Raw genomic sequence first — 16,610 nt, forward strand, 5'->3', positions numbered from 1 at the left:
AGGGCGATGTAGCTGTACATGGCCAGATCGGCAATGGAGATCTGATGGCCCACCAGCCACTCGCCGTGGCTCAGGTGATCGTTCAGCACGGCCAGCAATTCGGCGCTGAGCTTTTCTGCAGCAGGCACATCCAGGGGGCGCCCAAACAGGTGGTGCAGGCGCAGTGCACCCGGGCCACGGCTCACTTCACTGGCGGCCACGGTCAGCCAGGACACCACCCGTGCGCCCTCTTGCGGGTCAGCGGGGACCCATTGGCCCTGGCCGTACTGGCTGGCCAAGTAGAACAGTATGGCCTGGCTGTCACGCAGCACCTTGTCGCCATCTACCAGCACAGGCACCTGGCCAAAGGGGTTCATGGCGAGGAACTCGGGGCTTTTGTGTTCGCCTTTGGCGCCAGCCACATTGATGACCTCATGGGGCAGCTTCAACAGGCTCAACATGAGGCGAACCTTGTGGCTGTTGCCTGAAACGGGGAATTGATAGAGCTTGATCATGGTGCTGGGCTGTAATGGGTGGACGGGCGGCGTGTGTTCAAGGGCGTGTCAGGGTGACCTTGTCTTTCAGGGTCACGAACTCTTCGGCGGCGGAAGGGTGCAAGGCCACGGTGGCGTCGAAATCGGCCTTGGTGGCACCCATGCGGATCGCGATGGCCAACCCTTGGATGATCTCGGGGGCATCGGTACCCACCATGTGGGCACCCAATACGCGCTGGCTGTGGGTGTCCACAATCAGTTTGACGAGGGTGCGCTCGTCACGCCCTGCCAAGGTGTGGCGCATGTTGCGGAAGGTGGCGCGGTAGATGTCCAGGCTGGTGTGCTCGGCCCAGGCCGCTGCTTCGCTCAGCCCGACCGTGCCCACTGGCGGTTGGCTGAACACGGCCGTAGGCACGGATTGGATGCGGCTGCCAACAGGCTCAGGGCCGAACAGCTTGTGAGCCAGGGCCGACCCTTCGCGTATGGCCACCGGGGTCAGGGCCAGGCCATTGGTGACATCGCCCACGGCGTGGATGCTGGGGATGTTGGTGGCGCCTTCTTCGTCCACCAGGATGCCGCCTTCGGTGTCCAGTGCCACGCCCAGCGCTGCCAGGCCCAGGCCTTGGGTTTGCGGGCGACGCCCGGTGGCGTACATCACGGCATCGAACACCTGGGGAGCAGTGGCGTGGCGCATGGTCACGCTCAGGCGGCCATCGGGCAGGCGTTCGATGCCTTGCACCTCGTTGTTCAGCAGAAGCTGGATGCCCTTCTTTTGCATTTCAGCTTGCAGATGGGTGCGCACGTCATCGTCAAAGCCGCGCAGGAGCTTGTCACCCCGGTGGCTCAAAGTGGTGTGGGCGCCCAGGCCGTTGAAGATGCCGGCGAACTCCACCGCGATATAGCCTCCGCCCACGATCAGGATGCGGCCAGGCAGTTGAGGCAGGTCGAAAGCCTCGTTGGAGGTGATGGCGTGCTCGATGCCGGGCAGGGTGGGCAGATGCGGCGTGCCACCCGTGGACACGAGGATGTGTTGGGCGGTGTAGCGCCGCCCGTTCAATTCCACCGTGTGGGGATCGATCAGGCGCGCATCGCCATGCAGCACCTCGACGTTTGATTGGCTGAGGTTGTGCTCGTACAGGCCGCTCAGGCGCGTGATTTCCTTGTCTTTGGCGGCGATGAGATCGGGCCACGAGAACCGGGCTTGTGGTGCCTGCCAGCCGAAGCCGGCCGCATCTTCAAACGATTCGGCAAACTGGGCCGCGTAGACCAGCAGCTTCTTGGGGACGCAACCCCGGATCACGCATGTGCCGCCGTAGCGAAATCGCTCCGCAATGGCCACCTTGGCGCCGAGGCTGGCCGACACCCGGGCCGCACGCACGCCGCCAGAGCCGCCGCCGATGACAAACAGTTGGCAGTCGTATGCAGGCATGGGGATCTCGCTCAGTTGGTGCCGAAGGGCGTGGGGGCATGGGTGGGCTGGAAGCCGCGAGGCATGTGGCCTTGCAGTGCCGGGTGGGCCTCGATCAGGCGGCGATTGCGCTGGGCCAGAGGCCCTTGGCCCAATGAAGGCGCCCGCCCAGCATCGGTGTCGTAGTTGGCGCGTTGGAAGCCGCTGTAGAAGGTCGTGTTGCCTTGATCGCGGCGATAGGGGCGCGAGGCGATGGACAGCCTGGCCAGTGAGCGTGGATCGATCTGGCGGCTGAAGCGGGCGAAGCCGTCGAACGCAAAGGTCTCATCGACATGGCGATCGCTGTGATGAATCAAGGCGTCCATCAGTTCGTAAATGAGTTGATGGGGCTGCGAGGGATCGAAGCGCAGGCACAAACGTAGATCAGTAAACTCGGGCATGTCGCCTTCTTCGGCTCGGCCGGGTGCTGGCTCGCCCGCCGCCACTTCGACCCAGGCTTGCCCGCCAAAGAAATGGAGCGAGCGCAGGTGCAGTGAGCGCTGGGCAAAGCGCAGCCCGGCCAGGACGTGTTGAACGCGTTGCGCATCCGTGGCGTACGCAACGCGGCTCTGCATCAACCATTGGCGCTGCCGGGCGAGCAAAGGCAGATCCAGGTGGTTGCTCAATGCCGCACTGCTGGCCCCGCTGGCGCCATCGTGGATGGTCAGCAGTTCTCGCACTTCGTGCTCGCGGGCCTTCTTGATGGCCAGGTAGATGGTCTGCACGATCTCCGAGCTGGGGGTGTCGGCATCAATGCGCCACTTGCGGCCGTAAACCAGCTTGCGAGGGCGCACGGATGAGCCACGTTCGTAGTTCTCGCGCCCGATCAAGCCGATCTGGATGTACATGCCGTGGTCGTCTTGCGAGGCGAACACCAGGGTATGCGCATCAAAGCTGACCCGCGAGGCGATCTCGGACAGCGAGGCGAGATCGTGGTGGTAGCTCAGGTAATGCTGGGGAATGCAGGCCATGCCATTGGGCAGCCTGACCATGGGCGCATGGGGCATCACGTGCTCGCCGGGCAAGCCGTGGTGGGATGGCTGAACAGGGGATGCTTGGGTGCTGGGCATGGTGTGACCTCGTTGATGAAGTCATTCTGATTAGTTCGGCCAATGAAGAGAAGATCTTCAAATGGCAATGAACTAATCCATTTATTGGAATAATCAGAGATCGAGGGTCAGTGAGTCGGATTGCGCCCGCGAGACGCACACACACATCTGCCCTGCGGCTTGTTGCGCTGGTGTGAGGAAGCTGTCGCGATGGGCCACGGCGCCTGCCTTTACCTGCGTGACACAGCTGCCGCAACTGCCTGTACGGCATCCCGAAGGTACAGAGACGCCCGCGCTTTCGAGAGCTTGCAAGAGGCTCACGTTGGCCGATACCCAGACATCCATGCCCTGCTTGGCAAGCTTCACAACGAAAGGGTGGCCTTGATGAGCCGTATCCCGCGCGAAAGCTTCGTGGTGCACGCGCTCGCTGCTCAGGCCTTGCTGATGGGCGGCGAGGTTCAGTGCGTCGATCAGGCGAGCGGGGCCGCACACGTAGATGTGGGATCCTGCGGGCGCGTTTTGCAACAAGGTAGTGGCATCCAGCTTGTGATTCGCCGAGGCGTCGTAAGACACGAGCCGGTGACCGATCTGGCGCTCCAGCCTGTCCAGATAGGCGGCTTCAGCGCGGGAGCGGTAGGCGTAGTGCAGTTGGAACGCGCGGCCTTGCGCCAGCAGTTCCAGCGCCATGGCCTTGATGGGCGTGATGCCGATGCCGGCTGCCACCAGGATGACGGGGCTGCTTGAATCGGCCAAGGCAAAGTCATTGCCAGGAGCACTGCAGTGCAGGACCATGCCCAGCTCGAACGTGGCATGGATGGCGGCTGAACCGCCCTGCCCTTGCGCTTCGTGCAGCACGGCGATCTCGTAAGCATCGCGGCGTGTGGGGTTGGAGCTGATCGAGTACCGGCGCGTGGTGTGCACGCCTGAAGGCAAGGCCACGGGCACGTCCAGATGCGCACCAGCCTGGATGGCGGGCAGATCACGGCAATCCACCGTGCGCAGCTCGTAAGCCCGCACGCGCGGCGTGAGCTGGCGAATGCCGGTGATACGCAGAGGCAAGGGGCCAGAGCCCAGCACCAGTGGGCTGTCTCTGCGCTGCGGTGTCGGTGCTGGCTGACTGACGGCTTGCCTGGCCGCATCCAACTCTGCCTTCAGGGCGGCGATCTCTGCGTGCAAGGGTGCCACGGCATCTTGTACCTCCGCTTCGGTGAAGCGTGGCGTGATGTGCTGAGGGCAGTTCCAGTCGTAAGCCTCGATCGTGATGATGAAGGCGCGTTCTACCCGCGCGCGGTAAGAAGGCAATTCCAGCCTGGCGACCAGGGCTGGGTCTTCCGACTCGCTGACCAGGCGAACGCGCCCCAGCAGCTTGAGCCGGCGACGGTTGGCATAGTCCATCAGGATGATCGAGATCCGATCGTTGTTCTGAAGGTTGCCTACGCTGATGTATTGCACGTTGCCTCGGAAGTCGGCAAAGCCAATCGTCTTGCTGTCGAGCACTTTGAGGAAGCCTGCCGGGCCACCACGGAACTGCACATAAGGCCAGCCTGTTTCGCTGACGGTGGCCTGGTAGAAGCCATCGCGCGCTTCGATGAACTCGGCTTCGCGTTCCGTCAGGAAGTCTCGACGGTCGTCGGTGACGTCCAGCGGGGCGTAGTTGGCGCGGCTGCCCATGCGGGTTTGCATGTCGCGCACAGCGGGTGTGAAGGCGATGTCAGCGTAAGCGCGGCTCATGGGCGGGCTCCGTGGTGGATCGGTGTCAAGGGTAGATCAAAGGTCGATCAGAGGTCCTTCGGGGCCTTGTGCTTGATCTCGGGCCAGTTGGCGTTGGCCTTGACCAGGTTGCCCGGCACGTCTTCCAGCCACTTCTTCTGCACGTCCTTGTTGACGTTCAGATAGAGCTTGCCGTCGACGATCTTCCAGGCGGTGGGGTCACCATCGAGCTTCTTGTCCAGCACCACGCCCATGGCGCAGAAGCCACCGTACTGCGGCGCGAACTTGTCGGGGTTGGCCTTGAAGGCATCGCGGTTGGCGGCCGAGGCGAACCAGTAAGTGGCGCCACGGTGGCTGGCGCTGTATTGCGCGGTGCCCTTGGTGGGCTGACCGGCCGTGAAGTAGGCAACCGGGTCATGGCCCTTGATGCCCACGCCTTGTGCGTCGACGTTGAGCTCGAAGGTCGAGGTTTCGTCATAAGCCAGGGCTTGTTGAGGCAGCGCAGCCAGGATGGCCGACGTGGAGATGAGTGCAGCGATCAAGGTGCGACGAGAGAAGTGCTTGGTCATGATGAAAGTTCCTTTTGAAAGGGTGAAGGGGAAACGAACGGATGGGAGAACGTGACGAGGGAAAGAAAGCGCAAGTGCCGCGCGTTTACAGCGCAACCTTGGGGAAGTCGATGTCCACGCGGCTGGCCTTGCCCAGGATGTTGGTCAGCAGGTTCATGCCCACGTGGGTGATGATTTCGACGATGTCGGCATCGGTGTAGCCGGCGTCGCGGGCTTCGATCAGCTCGGCGGTGGTGATGTCGCCCTTGTGTTCGACCAGGCTGCGCGCCAGCTTCACGGCCACGGCGGCCTTGGCGTCTTCGCTGCTGCCGGCGCGGGCTGCGGCGATCTCGTCACCCGTCAGGCCAGCCTTGCGGCCGATGGCGGTGTGGGCCGAGAGGCAGTACTCGCAGGTGTTCTGCTGCGCCAGGGCCAGGGCGATGCGCTCGCGGGTTTGAGGCGTCAGGCTGCCGGCGTTGGCCACACCGTGCAGGCCCAGAAAGGCTTGCAAGGCAACGGGCGAGTTGGCGAAGACCTTGAGGAAGTTGGGCACCATGCCCAGTTGACCCTGGATGGCGTCCAGCAGGGCCTTTTGTTCGGCGTTGGCGTTGTGTTGGTCGATGACGTTGATGCGGCTCATGGTTCAGTCCTTGTTGGTGAATCTCGCTGCACTGCGCAGCCAGTGACTGAACTGTGATTGATCTTGTTTTGTAAGTGAATATGCTTTGAAATCAATAAACTGTTCCGATAAATGGAATAGTGCAGGGTGCGGGTTCTGGCCAGGGCCAAAGCAAAAAGGGCCCCCGTTTTCACGAGAGCCCTCTTGGCGTTTGAAGGAGGAAAGCGGAGCCGTACAGCCCCGCGGCCTGTTCACTTGGCAGCTTTGGCGGCGAACTTGGCCTTGGCTTCTGCCAGGCTCAAGCCCCCCATCGTGGCGCATGTGCCCTTGGGCACCAGCTTCCATTCGCCGGCATCCATGTCCAGCTTGGCCTGGCCCGCGCAGGAATGACTGCCAGACAGATTGGCGCAATCGTTCTGGCCCGCCTTGGCCACGCCGAAGCACTTTTCCTTGTTGGGATCGGCGGCTTGCGCGTGGCTGGCGGCACCTGCGGCCAGCACGCAGGCCAATGCAGCTTGTAAAACGGCTTGATGTTTCATGAACAGACTCCTGTGACGATGGGGTGGCGGGATTGTTGCCATTGCAGCGCCCGCGGTGAATCCATGCACGGAGCAATAGATAATTCCAGCAGGAGGAATGTCGATGGACCGGCTCTACCTGATGACGGTGTTCGTGGCCGTGGCCGAGGAAGAAAGCTTTGCCGGAGCGGCCAGGCGGCTGGGCATGTCTCCGCCAGCGGTGACGCGTGCCATCGCCGCGCTGGAAGAGCGCCTGGGCGTGAAGCTGCTCAATCGCACCACCCGCCATGTGCGGGCCACCGATGCCGGCTTGCGTTATCTGGACGACGCGCGCCGCGTGATCGCGGCTGCTGATGAGGCCGATGAGGCCGCGGTGGGCGTGAACGCCGAACCACGCGGGCACATGACGGTGACGGCACCGGTGCTCTTCGGGCGCATGTACGTGATGCCCGGCATCGTCGAGTATTTGCGTACCTATCCAGACACGACCGTGTCCGCCTTGTTCCTGGACCGCGTGGTCAACATGCTGGAAGAAGGCGTGGACGTGGGCATCCGCATCGGCGAGCTGTCAGACTCCAGCTACCGGGCTGTGCGCGTGGGGCATGTGCGCCGCGTGATCTGCGCATCGCCCGCCTACTTGAAAAAGCATGGCATCCCTCAAGCCCCGCAGGACCTGCGACAGCATGAGGTGATCGTGGCCAGCAGCCTGTCGCAGAACGTGGAATGGCGCTTTGTGGACCAGGGCGAGCCGGTGTCCGTGCGCATCAAGCCTCGCTTGACCGTGTCCAGCAACGATGGGGCCATCGAGGCCGCCTTGCAGGGCCTGGGCGTCACGCGGCTGATGTCGTATCAGGTGGCGCCTTTGCTGGCCAAAGGCCAGCTCAAGGTGGTGCTCAGCGAGTTCGAGAGCCCGCGTGTGCCCATCCACATCATCCATCGGGAAGGGCGGCATGCTTCGACGAAGATGCGGGCTTTCATTGATCTGATGGCGCAGAGGTTGCGGGCAGATGCCTCACTCAATTGAGCCGCACCCCTCTGCATGGCCTTCTCACTCTTTGGTGACGGCCGTGGTCATGTGATAGCTGTCTACCTTGGTGCCATCCATCTCAAGGTGGGCGCCACCCAGCGTCGTATTGGCCTGACTGCCCACGAAGTAGCCCTTGAGCGCCCCGCTCACGCCGCTGGAGAAGCTGTTGGCCACATAGCCGGTGCTGGTCAAGTTGCCTGTAGCCTGGTAGCCGCCGTTCATCGTCGAGTTGTACGTGAACTGCTTCTTGCTGAAGTCCACCTGGATGGAGACCTTGCCATACAGCGCCGGATAGCCTGCAGAGGTGCCGGCTGTCCAGCCCCGCTCCTGACCGGAATAGAGCGCAATCCGTGAGCCATAGCTGGCCGCCGCAGCACTGACTTGTTCCGCCGTGCTGGTCTTGCCCACGAACATGTCGATGAAGGTGGCGCCGGCCGTCAGGCAAGGGCCATCGCAGTCGGTCAGGGATGCTGTCTTGCCCATCAGGTAGTTGTAGAGCTCGCCATCATCCATCCTGTTCAGATTGGCATCGCCGCGCAGGGCCGTGTCGGTATCGGCGTGCACATACATCGCGTAGTAGCTGCTTTCGGTGGCTTGCCACAACATGGGCGACAGGGTGTTGACGCTGCCATCAGGCACGGACACGAGCTTGAGCGCAATCTGCATGGGCCGGCCGCTCTCATCAACCTCACTGCCCAGGCCGCCGATGCTTACTTCATGCAGTGCCGTGGAGGCGATCGGGCGGCGCATGACTTGCGGCTGCTTCACGCCAGAGGTGTTTTCACTGGGAACCTCGGTCGCACCTTCCAGTGTGTACATCACGCCGAAGCCACAGACGCTGCCACCCTCACACACGAAGTCCGACGGTGTGGTGGGCGGTGTCAGGACTTTGGTGATGGTGGTGGCCAGCGGGCGGTACAGGTCCCGATCGGAAGTCAGTCGGCGCAAGCTGGTGGAGGGGCCGGCTTGTGGTGGTTCGAGCTGTTCCCAAGGGCCCCAGGCCTGAATGTCGTCATCGGCGATGCTGACGTTGCCATACAGCTTGACAGCCTTGAGCTGCGCGCCAGTGGCTTCGGTGGCGTGGGCCGACATGGCACCAGAGAACATGACAAGCAGCGTGGCGGCCAGTCGGGACATCTTGAAGAGGGAGGCGTGTGTGAAGACTTGCATGATGAGCTCCTGAATCAGAATTCCTTGCCGAGCGTGATGGAGGTGACCGTGCGGTCAAACTCGTACATCGCGATGTTCGAACCGTTGTGCGTATGGCTGACGGTGCAGGCCAGCTGCCACTTGTCCATCAAGCCGCTGCTGAAGCGGTGGCTCGCACCGATTTCGCTGCGCAACTCGTTGTCGCGGCGGCGCACGTCAAAGGTGGGTGTCTCGTCGACGTAGCGTGATTGGCGATAGGCCTCGCGCAGGAAGAGATCGCCACCTTCCCAGGCGCGATAGCGCAGACCGGCAAAAAGCTCATGACCACGGTTGCCGAACTGCCAGTCCTGGGTGCTTTCCTGAAAGCCTGTGATGCCGACCTGATAGGTCAGTGGCATCTGGCTGAGCACGTGGCCATAGCTCAGGCTGGCTGCGCGGTACTCGCCGTTGCGGCCCTGGTCGGCAGATCGCTGGAAGGCGTGTCGTGACCATTGCACGTCGGCGGTGAGTTCACCGCGGCCCAGCTTCCAGGTGAAGGATGGCGTGATGGTCGAGAACATGCCCAGCCAGTCACTGCCCAGGCGCAGGTAGTCGGCCTGAACGTTCAGGTTGCCTCGATGCCCGCTGGCCAGTTGCAGCGCCGGGCCTGTGGCCAGTGTCATCACCGTGAGGTTGTGCTGGTTGGCTTCCGCGTAGGTCTTTTGATAGGCGTTGGCCTGAGTCACCCAGCTGAAACGCGCGGGCGAATCGCCCAGCCGCACGGGGGTCGCGCGTGTCCAGGTGTGGGTGGCGCCCATGTTGACAGTGACGCCGGTGTCGGCCCGCTTGAGGCTGGCATCGCTCAAGGTCAAGCCGTTGGGCAGCAGGGCATTGTCAGGGCCGGCGTTGACGTTGCTGTCGTGCAGCAGGCCGGCCGAGACGTTGAAGTCCCAACGGTGCGGCTTGCCGAAGACCGTGGCTTCCTCCAGTTCGAGCTGTTTGAGGAAGGATGCCACCGACAGGCGCACGCTCTCGGGCGTCTTGGGGTCGTTGAGGACCTTCTGTGCCTGTTGGCGCGCGTTGGCGTAATCCAGGGTGCGGTAGTAGGCGACAGCCAGTTCCAGCCGGGCGCGGTTCAGGGTCGGGCTGCTGGCGAGCAGGGCTTCCAGCGATTCGATGGCGGCATAGGGCTGCCCCGTTTCGCGCAGATAGAGGGCCTGCTTGTACTGGTCGTTGGCCGATGCCGCGCCGCTCTCGGCTGCCAGAACGGCCGAACTGCAGGCTGCCGCGATGGCCAGCACCGTGGCAAATTGCTGAAAGGAACGTTGGATGGCGGCTGACTTGATGCTTGGGTTCATGACACGGTTTCCCTTTTAGTGAGGGGCTTGTTTGTCCCTCCTTCACAGGATGTAACCGTGTGCAAAGTCGTGTTTGATGCGCGTCAAGCGCATCACTTCAAGTGCCCGGCTTGGGGGGGGATCCCAATGCCTTGACAAAACCCGCCAGACGGGCCATTCCTTCCTGCAGATCTTCGCGAGACGCCGCATATGACAGCCGCACATGTCGCGCCCCGCCGCACTTGCCGAAGTCATACCCCGGGGTCAGCGCCACATGCGCTTCCTGCAGCGCCCGTTCACAGAACTGCATGGCATCCAGCCCGGTTGCGCTGATGTCGATGTACACATAGAAGGCACCGTCGGGCGCCACGGGCACATGCAGGCCGATGTCGGCCAGGCCTTGCAGCACCAGGGTGCGGCGTTCGCCAAACTCGCGCTTGCGGGCTTCGCACACGGCGATGGACTCGGGCGTGAAGCAGGCCAGGGCGGCCATCTGCGCGGGGGTGGAGGCACAGATGTAGTAGTTCTGCGCCAGGCGCTCCATCACGGGCACCAGCTCGTCGGGCACCACGGCCCAGCCCAGGCGCCAGCCCGTCATCCCGAAGTACTTGGAGAAGCTGTTGATTACGCAGGCGCCCGGGTCGGCCGCGAGGATGGTGGGGGCGGTGTGGCCGGTGGCGGCGTCGGTGTCGCTGAGGTTGAGGTAGATCTCGTCGACGATGCGCCAGGCGCCGTGTTGGCGGGCCCAGTCGCAGATGGCGGCCAGCTCGTTTGGCGCCACCGAGGTGCCCGTGGGGTTCGAGGGCGTGGCGATCATCAGGCCGCGTGTGCGGGCGCTCCAGTGGCGCTGCACGGCGGCCAGATCCAGCTGGAAGCGCGAGCGCGCATCGGTCGGCACCAGGCGCACCTGGGCGCCAAAACCGCTGAGGAACTGCCGGTTGCAGGGGTAGGAAGGGTCACCCACCAGCACCTCGTCATCCGGGTCTACCAGAGCGGCGGTGAGCAGCAGCAAGGCGGCCGAGGCGCCGGCCGTCACCACCACGCGTTCGGGGTTCAGGCTCAGGCCGTGCGCCTGTTGGTAGAAGCCGGCAATGGCCTCGCGCAAGGCAGGCAGGCCCAGGGCGCCGGTGTAGGGCATGGCGGTATCGGCCGCGATGCGTTGCAGCTCGGCCCGCACGGCAGGCGGCGCGCCAAAGTCGGGTTCGCCCAGGTTGAGGCGGATCACGCTGTGCCCGGCGGCTTCCAGCTCGGCAGCGCGTTTGCCGAACTCCATGGCCAGGAAGGGGGTGATGGCTTGGGCGCGTTGGGAGATCTTCATGAGCGGCGATGTTATCGCCCGCGGACCCGCTCCGTGTGCTCGTCCACGCAGTTGAGCAAGGCGTGCACGTTCAGCGGCTTGGTCAGGTAGCCGCTGAAGCCGTGTTCACGCGCGCGGTGGATCTGGTCGGGCATGGCATCGGCCGAAAACGCCACGCGGGGCACGGCCGCGAGTTGCGGATCCTGCGCCAGCCGGCTGGCCAGCTCGAAGCCGCTCATGTCGCCCAGGTGCATGTCCAGCAAGAAGACGTCGGGTGTGTGGGCATGGGCCATCTGCAAGGCCTCCTTGCCGCTGCCTGCCACCAGCAACAGGCAGCCCGGGCGCAGCTTGAGCACTTCGCGCACCAGCTCGATGTTCACGTCGTTGTCCTCGGCGTACAGCATCACGAGTTCCACCTCTCTGGCCTGGCGAGGCTGCGGGTTGGCTGCTGGCTCGGGCGCTTGTGGCAGATCACCCGCTTCGGTGCAAGGCACCCAGGCGATGAAGCTCGAGCCCTGCCCCGGCTGGCTGCGTACTTCCAGCCGCCCATGCATGGCCTCCAGCAGCTTGCGCACGATGACCAGGCCGATGCCCGTGCCTTCGATGCCGGTGGCCTCGGCGCCCAGGCGGTTGAAGGGTTCGAACAGATGCTGTTGCTGGGCCTCGCTCAGGCCCACGCCGGTGTCGTCGATGGCGATGGCCACCTGATCGCCTTCGCGCCAGATGCGGGGCGTGACCTGGCCTTGCGGACGGTTGTACTTGATGGCGTTGCTCAAGAGGTTGACCAGCACCTGCCGCAGGCGGATGGGGTCCACGCACACGGCAGGGTCTTCCTGTGCCTGCACCGGACGGATGGCGATGCCCCGCTCGCTGGCCATGGGGCCAACCAGGTGGCAGGCTTCCGATAGCAGCGTGGACGGGCGGCAGGCCTCGGTGGCCAGAGGCAGGTTGCCGGCTTCAATGCGCGAGAGATCCAGCACATCGCTGATGATGCCCAGCAGGTGCGAGCCGGCGTTTTCAATGTGGGCCACTTGCTGCAACTGCTCGGCATTGAGCTGCCCGGCCGAGCTCAGGCGCAAGAGCTGCGCAAACCCGATGACGGCGTTGAGTGGTGTGCGCAATTCATGGCTCACACGCGAGAGGAACTCGTTCTTGGCGCGGTTGGCGTCCTGCGCCACGCGAGCGGCCATGCGGGCTTCCTGCAGGGCCTTCTTGTCGGTCAGATCGGCCGTGTGGCCATACCAGACCACGCTGCCGTCTTCTTCCGTCACGGGGATGGCGTGACCGCCATACACCCGCAAGCCCTTGCTCGGCAGGACCACGCGGTACTCGAAATCCACCGGCTTGAGCAGCGCACCCGGCTTGGGGGCAGTAGCCAGGCGCCTGACGTAGGCCAGGTCATCGGGGTGCACATGGGTATGGTGGGCGTAGTAATCGCGCTCCATCATCTCGTGCGGCAGCTCGAACATCTCCATGGCACGGTCGCTGAGGTAGAGGAAGCGGGCCCGCCCCTGGGCATCAAAGCCGATCTTGTGGATCAGGCCAGGCACGAACTTCCCCATGCTGCTGAGCAGGGCCTCGCGCTCCTTCAGAGCCTGCTCGGCGGCCTTGCGCTCGGTGATGTCCTCCACCACGGTGGCGAAGTAAAGCGAACGGCCTTGCTCATCGCGCGCCACCCTGGAGGTGACCTCTGCCCACACGGTCTGGCCGTCGGGGCGCAGGTAGCGCTTCTGGCGGCGGTACAGCGCCAGCTTGCCTGAGCGCAAGTCGGCGGCGGCCTGGTTGTCGTCGGCGATGTCATCCGGGTGGGAGATGTCGTGAAAGCGCAGGGTCAGCAAGGTCTCGGCGGGGTAGCCGAGGATGTCGCACAAGCTGGCGTTCACCTCCAGAAAGCGACCATCGAGCCCGACCAGGGCCTGACCGGGGGCAGACAGGTGGAAGGCCGACTGGTAGCGGGCGACTTGGGCGCGCAGAGCCGCCAACTCGTTTAACGGGTCGGCGCCTTGTGGCTCGGCCGGATCAGGTGTCAATGCAGGACGCATCCGGGCATCTTACGTGTCCGGAAAAAAGCTGGGCGCATCCTCTGCATGAACAGGGCTACCAGGCCCGTCTCAACAGTGCCAGCGGGCTGGGCAAGCCACCTTCTCCGGTCAGCTGCCGGGTGATCAGGGCCTTGACAGGCGGCAGGTGCTTCGAGGCTCGCAGGATGGCGCCGCGCAGCAGGTGTGCCCCGGCCTGGTCCGTGGTGAACAGCTTGACGATGGCATTGGTGCCTTCATAGATGGGCCGCGTGGTGCGCCGGTGCTCGCGTGCGTAGGCCTGCAAGGCTCGCCCATCGCCCAGGTCACGCCCGGCCTGGCGTGCTGCCAGCAGTTCCCGCGTCAGCACTTCGATGCCATACAGGCCGAAGTTGTAGCCGTGCGCCGTCACCGGGTGCATGCCCACGGCTGCGTCGCCGATCAGGGCAAAGCGATCGGCGCAGAAGCGCTCTGCGTACACGGCCACCAGCGGGTAGGCATGGCGCTGGCCGGCGGTGTGCATGGTGCCCAGCTTGTGCTGGAACTCGCCGGCCACGGCCTGGGCAAATGCTTCGTCGCTCATGCGCATGAGGGCAGCGGCACCATCGGTGCTCACCGTCCACACCGCCGAGGCCTGGCGCCCCGCCATCGGCAGGATCGCCAGGGTGTGGCTGTTGAGGAAGCATTCGTGTGCGACGCCCTGGTGGTCGCGCTCGTGCTGCATGCGGCACACGATGGCAGTGCGGCCGAAGTCCAGCATGCGAGCGCCGATGCCCGCCATCTTGCGCACGGTTGAGAAACGGCTGTCTGCGGCCACCACCAGCTGGGCACGCAGGGTGCGGCCATCGGCCAGGCTCACGCTGGCCTGGCTGGCGTCGTGTTGCAGGGCTGTGACCTGGGCTTCACCCCGCAGCGTGATGTGATCCGGCCGGGCTGCAGCACCGGCGTAGCAGGCTGCGCGGATGCGGTGGTTGGGCACCAGCCAACCCAGGGCCTCATGGCCTTGGGCCTGGGCATCAAAGGGCAGCACCAGGGGCGAGACACCGCTGGTGACATGGGCCTGGCGCAAGGGCGCGATCTCGTCGGCGGGCAGGCGGCCCCACAAACCCAGCGAGGTCAGCACGCGGCGAGCGCGGTGTGTCAGGGCGATGTCGCGGCCGTCTTCAGGAGGGTCCACCAGGGTGCTCAGTGGGGCTTGTTCCAGCACGATGGTGCGGATGCCCGCATCGGCCAGCGAGCAGGCCAGTGCCAGGCCGGCCGGGCCCGCGCCCACGATCAGGACGTCGGTGTCGCAAGGAGCATTCACGGTGAGCCGCCTTCTTGTTCTGTGCAAGTAGCCCGGGCACCCTTGTGCCTGGGCGGGGCCATTCTAGGCAGGCCCATCCACGGTGAACTTGACCGGGGTCATCACACCCATACTTTGGTCTAGGCCCGTCCCCACCAGCCGGCCGGGGCGCCATGCAGGCCGCATCCCTAGCATCCCTTCATCTCAAGACACTTCGAGAAGAAGGCATGCAAATGGCAACGTGGACAATGTGGAAGCAAGCTCTGGTGGCGGCAGCAGCCAGTGTGATGGTGGGTCAGGCCATGGCCACGCCGGCCGATGGCCAATGGCGCGGTGTGGCGGGTGCCGCATTGAGCACCACCTCCGGCAACAGCAGCACGCAGAACCTGCTGCTCAATGTGGACCTGGCGCGCCTGACCACGCAGGACAAGATCAGCACCACGGGCTACATCAACGAAGGCCGCAGCACCGTCAATGGCGAGCAGGTCACCACGGCAGGCAAGTGGGGCCTGGCCGGTCAGTACGACTACAACCTGACGCCGCAGTGGTTCAGCTTCGGCAAGCTGGGCTTCGAGCATGACCGCGTGACCGACATCTCGCTGCGCACCTTGCTGGGTGCCGGTGTGGGCTACCACTGGGTGCAGACCAAGCAGGACACCTTTGACGTGTACGGCGGTTTGAGCGAGGTGATCACCCGCTATGGCCATGACAAGACCATTGGCGACGACACGAAGAAGCAGTTCTCCACCATGGGCTTGCTGCTGGGCGAGGCCTCCAGCCATCAGCTGACGGATACCGTCTCGCTCAACCAGCGTCTGGAGCTGTATCCGGGCCTCACGGGCAGCAAGAACAACCTGGCCAAGCTCAATGTGGGCCTGAGCGTGGCCATGTCCAGCACGCTGTCGCTGAACGTGGGCTTGATCACCTCCTACAACAGCAAGCCCGGTGCCGGCGTGCGCAAGACGGACACGGCCTTCTTCACCGGTATCAACCTGAAGCTGGGCCAGTAAGGCCTGCCACCTTGCAAGGGAGCAACACCATGCCCACGAACTACATCCAGACGATTCAAGACTTTCTGGCGACCACCGCCTTGGACCTGTCCATCAAGATCCTCGCCGCTTTGGCCTTCTGGATCGTGGGCCGCTGGATGATCGGGCGCGCCATCTTGCTGATGCAGGTGGCGATGAACCGCAACCATGTGGACCCCACGCTGACCAAGTACGTGGGCTCCATCGTGGCGATCACGCTCAATGTGGCGCTGGCGCTGGGCATCCTCGGCTACTTCGGCATCCAGACCACCTCGTTCGCGGCCTTGCTGGCGGGTGCAGGCATGGCCATTGGTGCGGCCTGGAGCGGTTTGCTGGGCAACTTCGCCGCAGGCGCCTTCATGCTGGTGCTGCGTCCCTTCAAGGTGGGTGACTTCGTGACCATCGGTGGGGTGACGGGCACCGTGCACGAGTTGGGCCTGTTCGGTACCACCATGATCACGCCGGACAACGTGATGACCATCGTGGGCAATGGCCGCATCTTTGGTGAAACCATCCAGAACTTCTCGGCCTTGTCGGCACGCCGTGTCGAGCGCACCGCACAGCTGGCCGGTGGCGTGGATGTGCAGGAGGCCAAGGCCCGTTTCAGCGCCGCGGTGGCCAACATCCCGAACGTGCTGAAGGTGCCCGGCGTGGAGGTGAACGTGCTGGACATCAACCTGGTGGGCCCCGTGATCGCCGTGCGCCCTTATTGCCACACCGATCATTACTGGCAGGTGTACTTCGATACCAATGAGGCCATCCTGCGGGTGTGCAAGGAGGCGGGCTGGCCTGCACCGGCACCCACCCAGATCGCCAAGCTCATTCAGATGGCGAGCTGAGGCCCCTTGCATCTTTGATGAGGACGCGTGCGTAAGATGCGTCCCTGATCGGGCTCGATGGCGGGCCCGACACCATTGGAGCCAGTCAGATGGACGCGTGGACCTCTCTTGAACAGACCTTGTCAGCCAACCTCGGGCCCTATCTTCCCCGCCTGGCTGGCGCATTGGCCATTGTGCTGGCGGCGTGGATCGCGGCGCGTTTGTCGCGGGCCGCACTGATCAAGGCGGTCAACACCACCGGGCTGGAAACCAGGCTCAAGACCCCTGGTCTGGGCAAGGTGCTGGCG

At 64.1% G+C, this 16,610-nt stretch carries 16 protein-coding genes; 4 read left to right on the forward strand and 12 right to left on the reverse strand.

What is annotated here, in order from left to right; translation table 11 throughout:
- From VFW93_RS08105 to VFW93_RS08135, 7 genes are all read right to left on the reverse strand, one after another.
- Positions 1 to 440: glutathione S-transferase family protein (locus tag VFW93_RS08105; protein WP_329693486.1), on the reverse strand; the 440-nt coding region annotated here is incomplete at its 3' end.
- A gap of 91 nt (positions 441 to 531) precedes the next feature.
- Entirely contained in the window at positions 532 to 1,902 is a 1,371-nt protein-coding gene (gene gor, locus VFW93_RS08110; protein ID WP_329693487.1) for a glutathione-disulfide reductase, read from the reverse strand.
- Positions 1,903 to 1,913: 11 nt separating this feature from the next.
- Positions 1,914 to 2,990: a hypothetical protein gene (locus VFW93_RS08115; protein WP_329693488.1), complete on the reverse strand. Its 1,077-nt coding sequence runs from the start codon at positions 2,988 to 2,990 to the stop codon at positions 1,914 to 1,916.
- Between the two features lie 93 nt (positions 2,991 to 3,083).
- Positions 3,084 to 4,700 (reverse strand): 2Fe-2S iron-sulfur cluster-binding protein, encoded by a 1,617-nt coding sequence (locus VFW93_RS08120; RefSeq protein ID WP_329693489.1) that lies wholly within the window; start codon positions 4,698 to 4,700, stop codon positions 3,084 to 3,086.
- A gap of 47 nt (positions 4,701 to 4,747) precedes the next feature.
- On the reverse strand, positions 4,748 to 5,248 hold the full coding sequence (locus tag VFW93_RS08125; protein ID WP_329693490.1) for a YHS domain-containing (seleno)protein: 501 nt from the start codon (positions 5,246 to 5,248) through the stop codon (positions 4,748 to 4,750).
- Between the two features lie 85 nt (positions 5,249 to 5,333).
- Positions 5,334 to 5,867, reverse strand: a complete 534-nt coding sequence (locus VFW93_RS08130) for a carboxymuconolactone decarboxylase family protein (protein WP_329693491.1) — start codon at positions 5,865 to 5,867, stop codon at positions 5,334 to 5,336.
- Between the two features lie 230 nt (positions 5,868 to 6,097).
- Positions 6,098 to 6,385 carry a DUF2282 domain-containing protein gene (locus tag VFW93_RS08135; RefSeq protein ID WP_329693492.1) on the reverse strand — a complete coding sequence of 96 codons (288 nt, stop codon included), beginning with the start codon at positions 6,383 to 6,385 and terminating at the stop codon, positions 6,098 to 6,100.
- 103 nt (positions 6,386 to 6,488) lie between these two features.
- Here VFW93_RS08135 and VFW93_RS08140 point away from each other — a divergent pair, with 103 nt between their 5' ends.
- Complete coding sequence (locus tag VFW93_RS08140) at positions 6,489 to 7,388, forward strand: LysR family transcriptional regulator (protein WP_329693493.1); 900 nt, start codon at positions 6,489 to 6,491, stop codon at positions 7,386 to 7,388.
- 24 nt (positions 7,389 to 7,412) lie between these two features.
- On the opposite strand, the gene VFW93_RS08145 is transcribed toward VFW93_RS08140, so the two are convergent.
- The 5 genes from VFW93_RS08145 to ubiM all read right to left on the reverse strand — a co-directional run bounded on the left by VFW93_RS08145 (position 7,413) and on the right by ubiM (position 14,477).
- Positions 7,413 to 8,561: a hypothetical protein gene (locus VFW93_RS08145; protein WP_329693494.1), complete on the reverse strand. Its 1,149-nt coding sequence runs from the start codon at positions 8,559 to 8,561 to the stop codon at positions 7,413 to 7,415.
- Positions 8,562 to 8,575: 14 nt separating this feature from the next.
- On the reverse strand, positions 8,576 to 9,877 hold the full coding sequence (locus tag VFW93_RS08150) for a hypothetical protein (protein WP_329693495.1): 1,302 nt from the start codon (positions 9,875 to 9,877) through the stop codon (positions 8,576 to 8,578).
- A gap of 97 nt (positions 9,878 to 9,974) precedes the next feature.
- On the reverse strand, positions 9,975 to 11,174 hold the full coding sequence (locus tag VFW93_RS08155; protein WP_329693496.1) for an aminotransferase class I/II-fold pyridoxal phosphate-dependent enzyme: 1,200 nt from the start codon (positions 11,172 to 11,174) through the stop codon (positions 9,975 to 9,977).
- Between the two features lie 11 nt (positions 11,175 to 11,185).
- A complete protein-coding gene (locus VFW93_RS08160) occupies positions 11,186 to 13,195 on the reverse strand; it encodes a hybrid sensor histidine kinase/response regulator (protein ID WP_329693497.1) in 2,010 nt (669 codons plus the stop codon).
- A 55-nt stretch (positions 13,196 to 13,250) separates the two neighbouring features.
- Positions 13,251 to 14,477 carry a 5-demethoxyubiquinol-8 5-hydroxylase UbiM gene (ubiM, locus tag VFW93_RS08165; RefSeq protein WP_329693498.1) on the reverse strand — a complete coding sequence of 409 codons (1,227 nt, stop codon included), beginning with the start codon at positions 14,475 to 14,477 and terminating at the stop codon, positions 13,251 to 13,253.
- 212 nt (positions 14,478 to 14,689) lie between these two features.
- On the opposite strand from ubiM, the gene VFW93_RS08170 reads away from it, so the two are divergent.
- The 3 genes from VFW93_RS08170 to VFW93_RS08180 form a co-directional block, all read left to right on the forward strand.
- Complete coding sequence (locus VFW93_RS08170; protein ID WP_329693499.1) at positions 14,690 to 15,466, forward strand: DUF481 domain-containing protein; 777 nt, start codon at positions 14,690 to 14,692, stop codon at positions 15,464 to 15,466.
- A 29-nt stretch (positions 15,467 to 15,495) separates the two neighbouring features.
- Positions 15,496 to 16,323 carry a mechanosensitive ion channel family protein gene (locus VFW93_RS08175; RefSeq protein WP_329693500.1) on the forward strand — a complete coding sequence of 276 codons (828 nt, stop codon included), beginning with the start codon at positions 15,496 to 15,498 and terminating at the stop codon, positions 16,321 to 16,323.
- A gap of 89 nt (positions 16,324 to 16,412) precedes the next feature.
- Positions 16,413 to 16,610, forward strand: a 198-nt coding sequence (locus VFW93_RS08180) for a mechanosensitive ion channel family protein (RefSeq protein WP_414639619.1), incomplete at its 3' end; no start/stop codon positions are given.

Origin of the sequence: Aquabacterium sp. (assembly GCF_036279675.1) — a bacterium.
In the GTDB taxonomy this organism is placed as follows: Bacteria; Pseudomonadota; Gammaproteobacteria; order Burkholderiales; family Burkholderiaceae_C; genus Aquabacterium.

Coding starts and splice junctions, on each gene's coding strand:
- gor (WP_329693487.1), bottom strand. CDS start 1,902: ATGCCTGCATACGACTGCCAACTGTTTGTCATCGGCGGCGGCTCTGGC.
- VFW93_RS08115 (WP_329693488.1), bottom strand. CDS start 2,990: ATGCCCAGCACCCAAGCATCCCCTGTTCAGCCATCCCACCACGGCTTG.
- VFW93_RS08120 (WP_329693489.1), bottom strand. CDS start 4,700: ATGAGCCGCGCTTACGCTGACATCGCCTTCACACCCGCTGTGCGCGAC.
- VFW93_RS08125 (WP_329693490.1), bottom strand. CDS start 5,248: ATGACCAAGCACTTCTCTCGTCGCACCTTGATCGCTGCACTCATCTCC.
- VFW93_RS08130 (WP_329693491.1), bottom strand. CDS start 5,867: ATGAGCCGCATCAACGTCATCGACCAACACAACGCCAACGCCGAACAA.
- VFW93_RS08135 (WP_329693492.1), bottom strand. CDS start 6,385: ATGAAACATCAAGCCGTTTTACAAGCTGCATTGGCCTGCGTGCTGGCC.
- VFW93_RS08140 (WP_329693493.1), top strand. CDS start 6,489: ATGGACCGGCTCTACCTGATGACGGTGTTCGTGGCCGTGGCCGAGGAA.
- VFW93_RS08145 (WP_329693494.1), bottom strand. CDS start 8,561: ATGCAAGTCTTCACACACGCCTCCCTCTTCAAGATGTCCCGACTGGCC.
- VFW93_RS08150 (WP_329693495.1), bottom strand. CDS start 9,877: ATGAACCCAAGCATCAAGTCAGCCGCCATCCAACGTTCCTTTCAGCAA.
- VFW93_RS08155 (WP_329693496.1), bottom strand. CDS start 11,174: ATGAAGATCTCCCAACGCGCCCAAGCCATCACCCCCTTCCTGGCCATG.
- VFW93_RS08160 (WP_329693497.1), bottom strand. CDS start 13,195: ATGCGTCCTGCATTGACACCTGATCCGGCCGAGCCACAAGGCGCCGAC.
- VFW93_RS08170 (WP_329693499.1), top strand. CDS start 14,690: ATGGCAACGTGGACAATGTGGAAGCAAGCTCTGGTGGCGGCAGCAGCC.
- VFW93_RS08175 (WP_329693500.1), top strand. CDS start 15,496: ATGCCCACGAACTACATCCAGACGATTCAAGACTTTCTGGCGACCACC.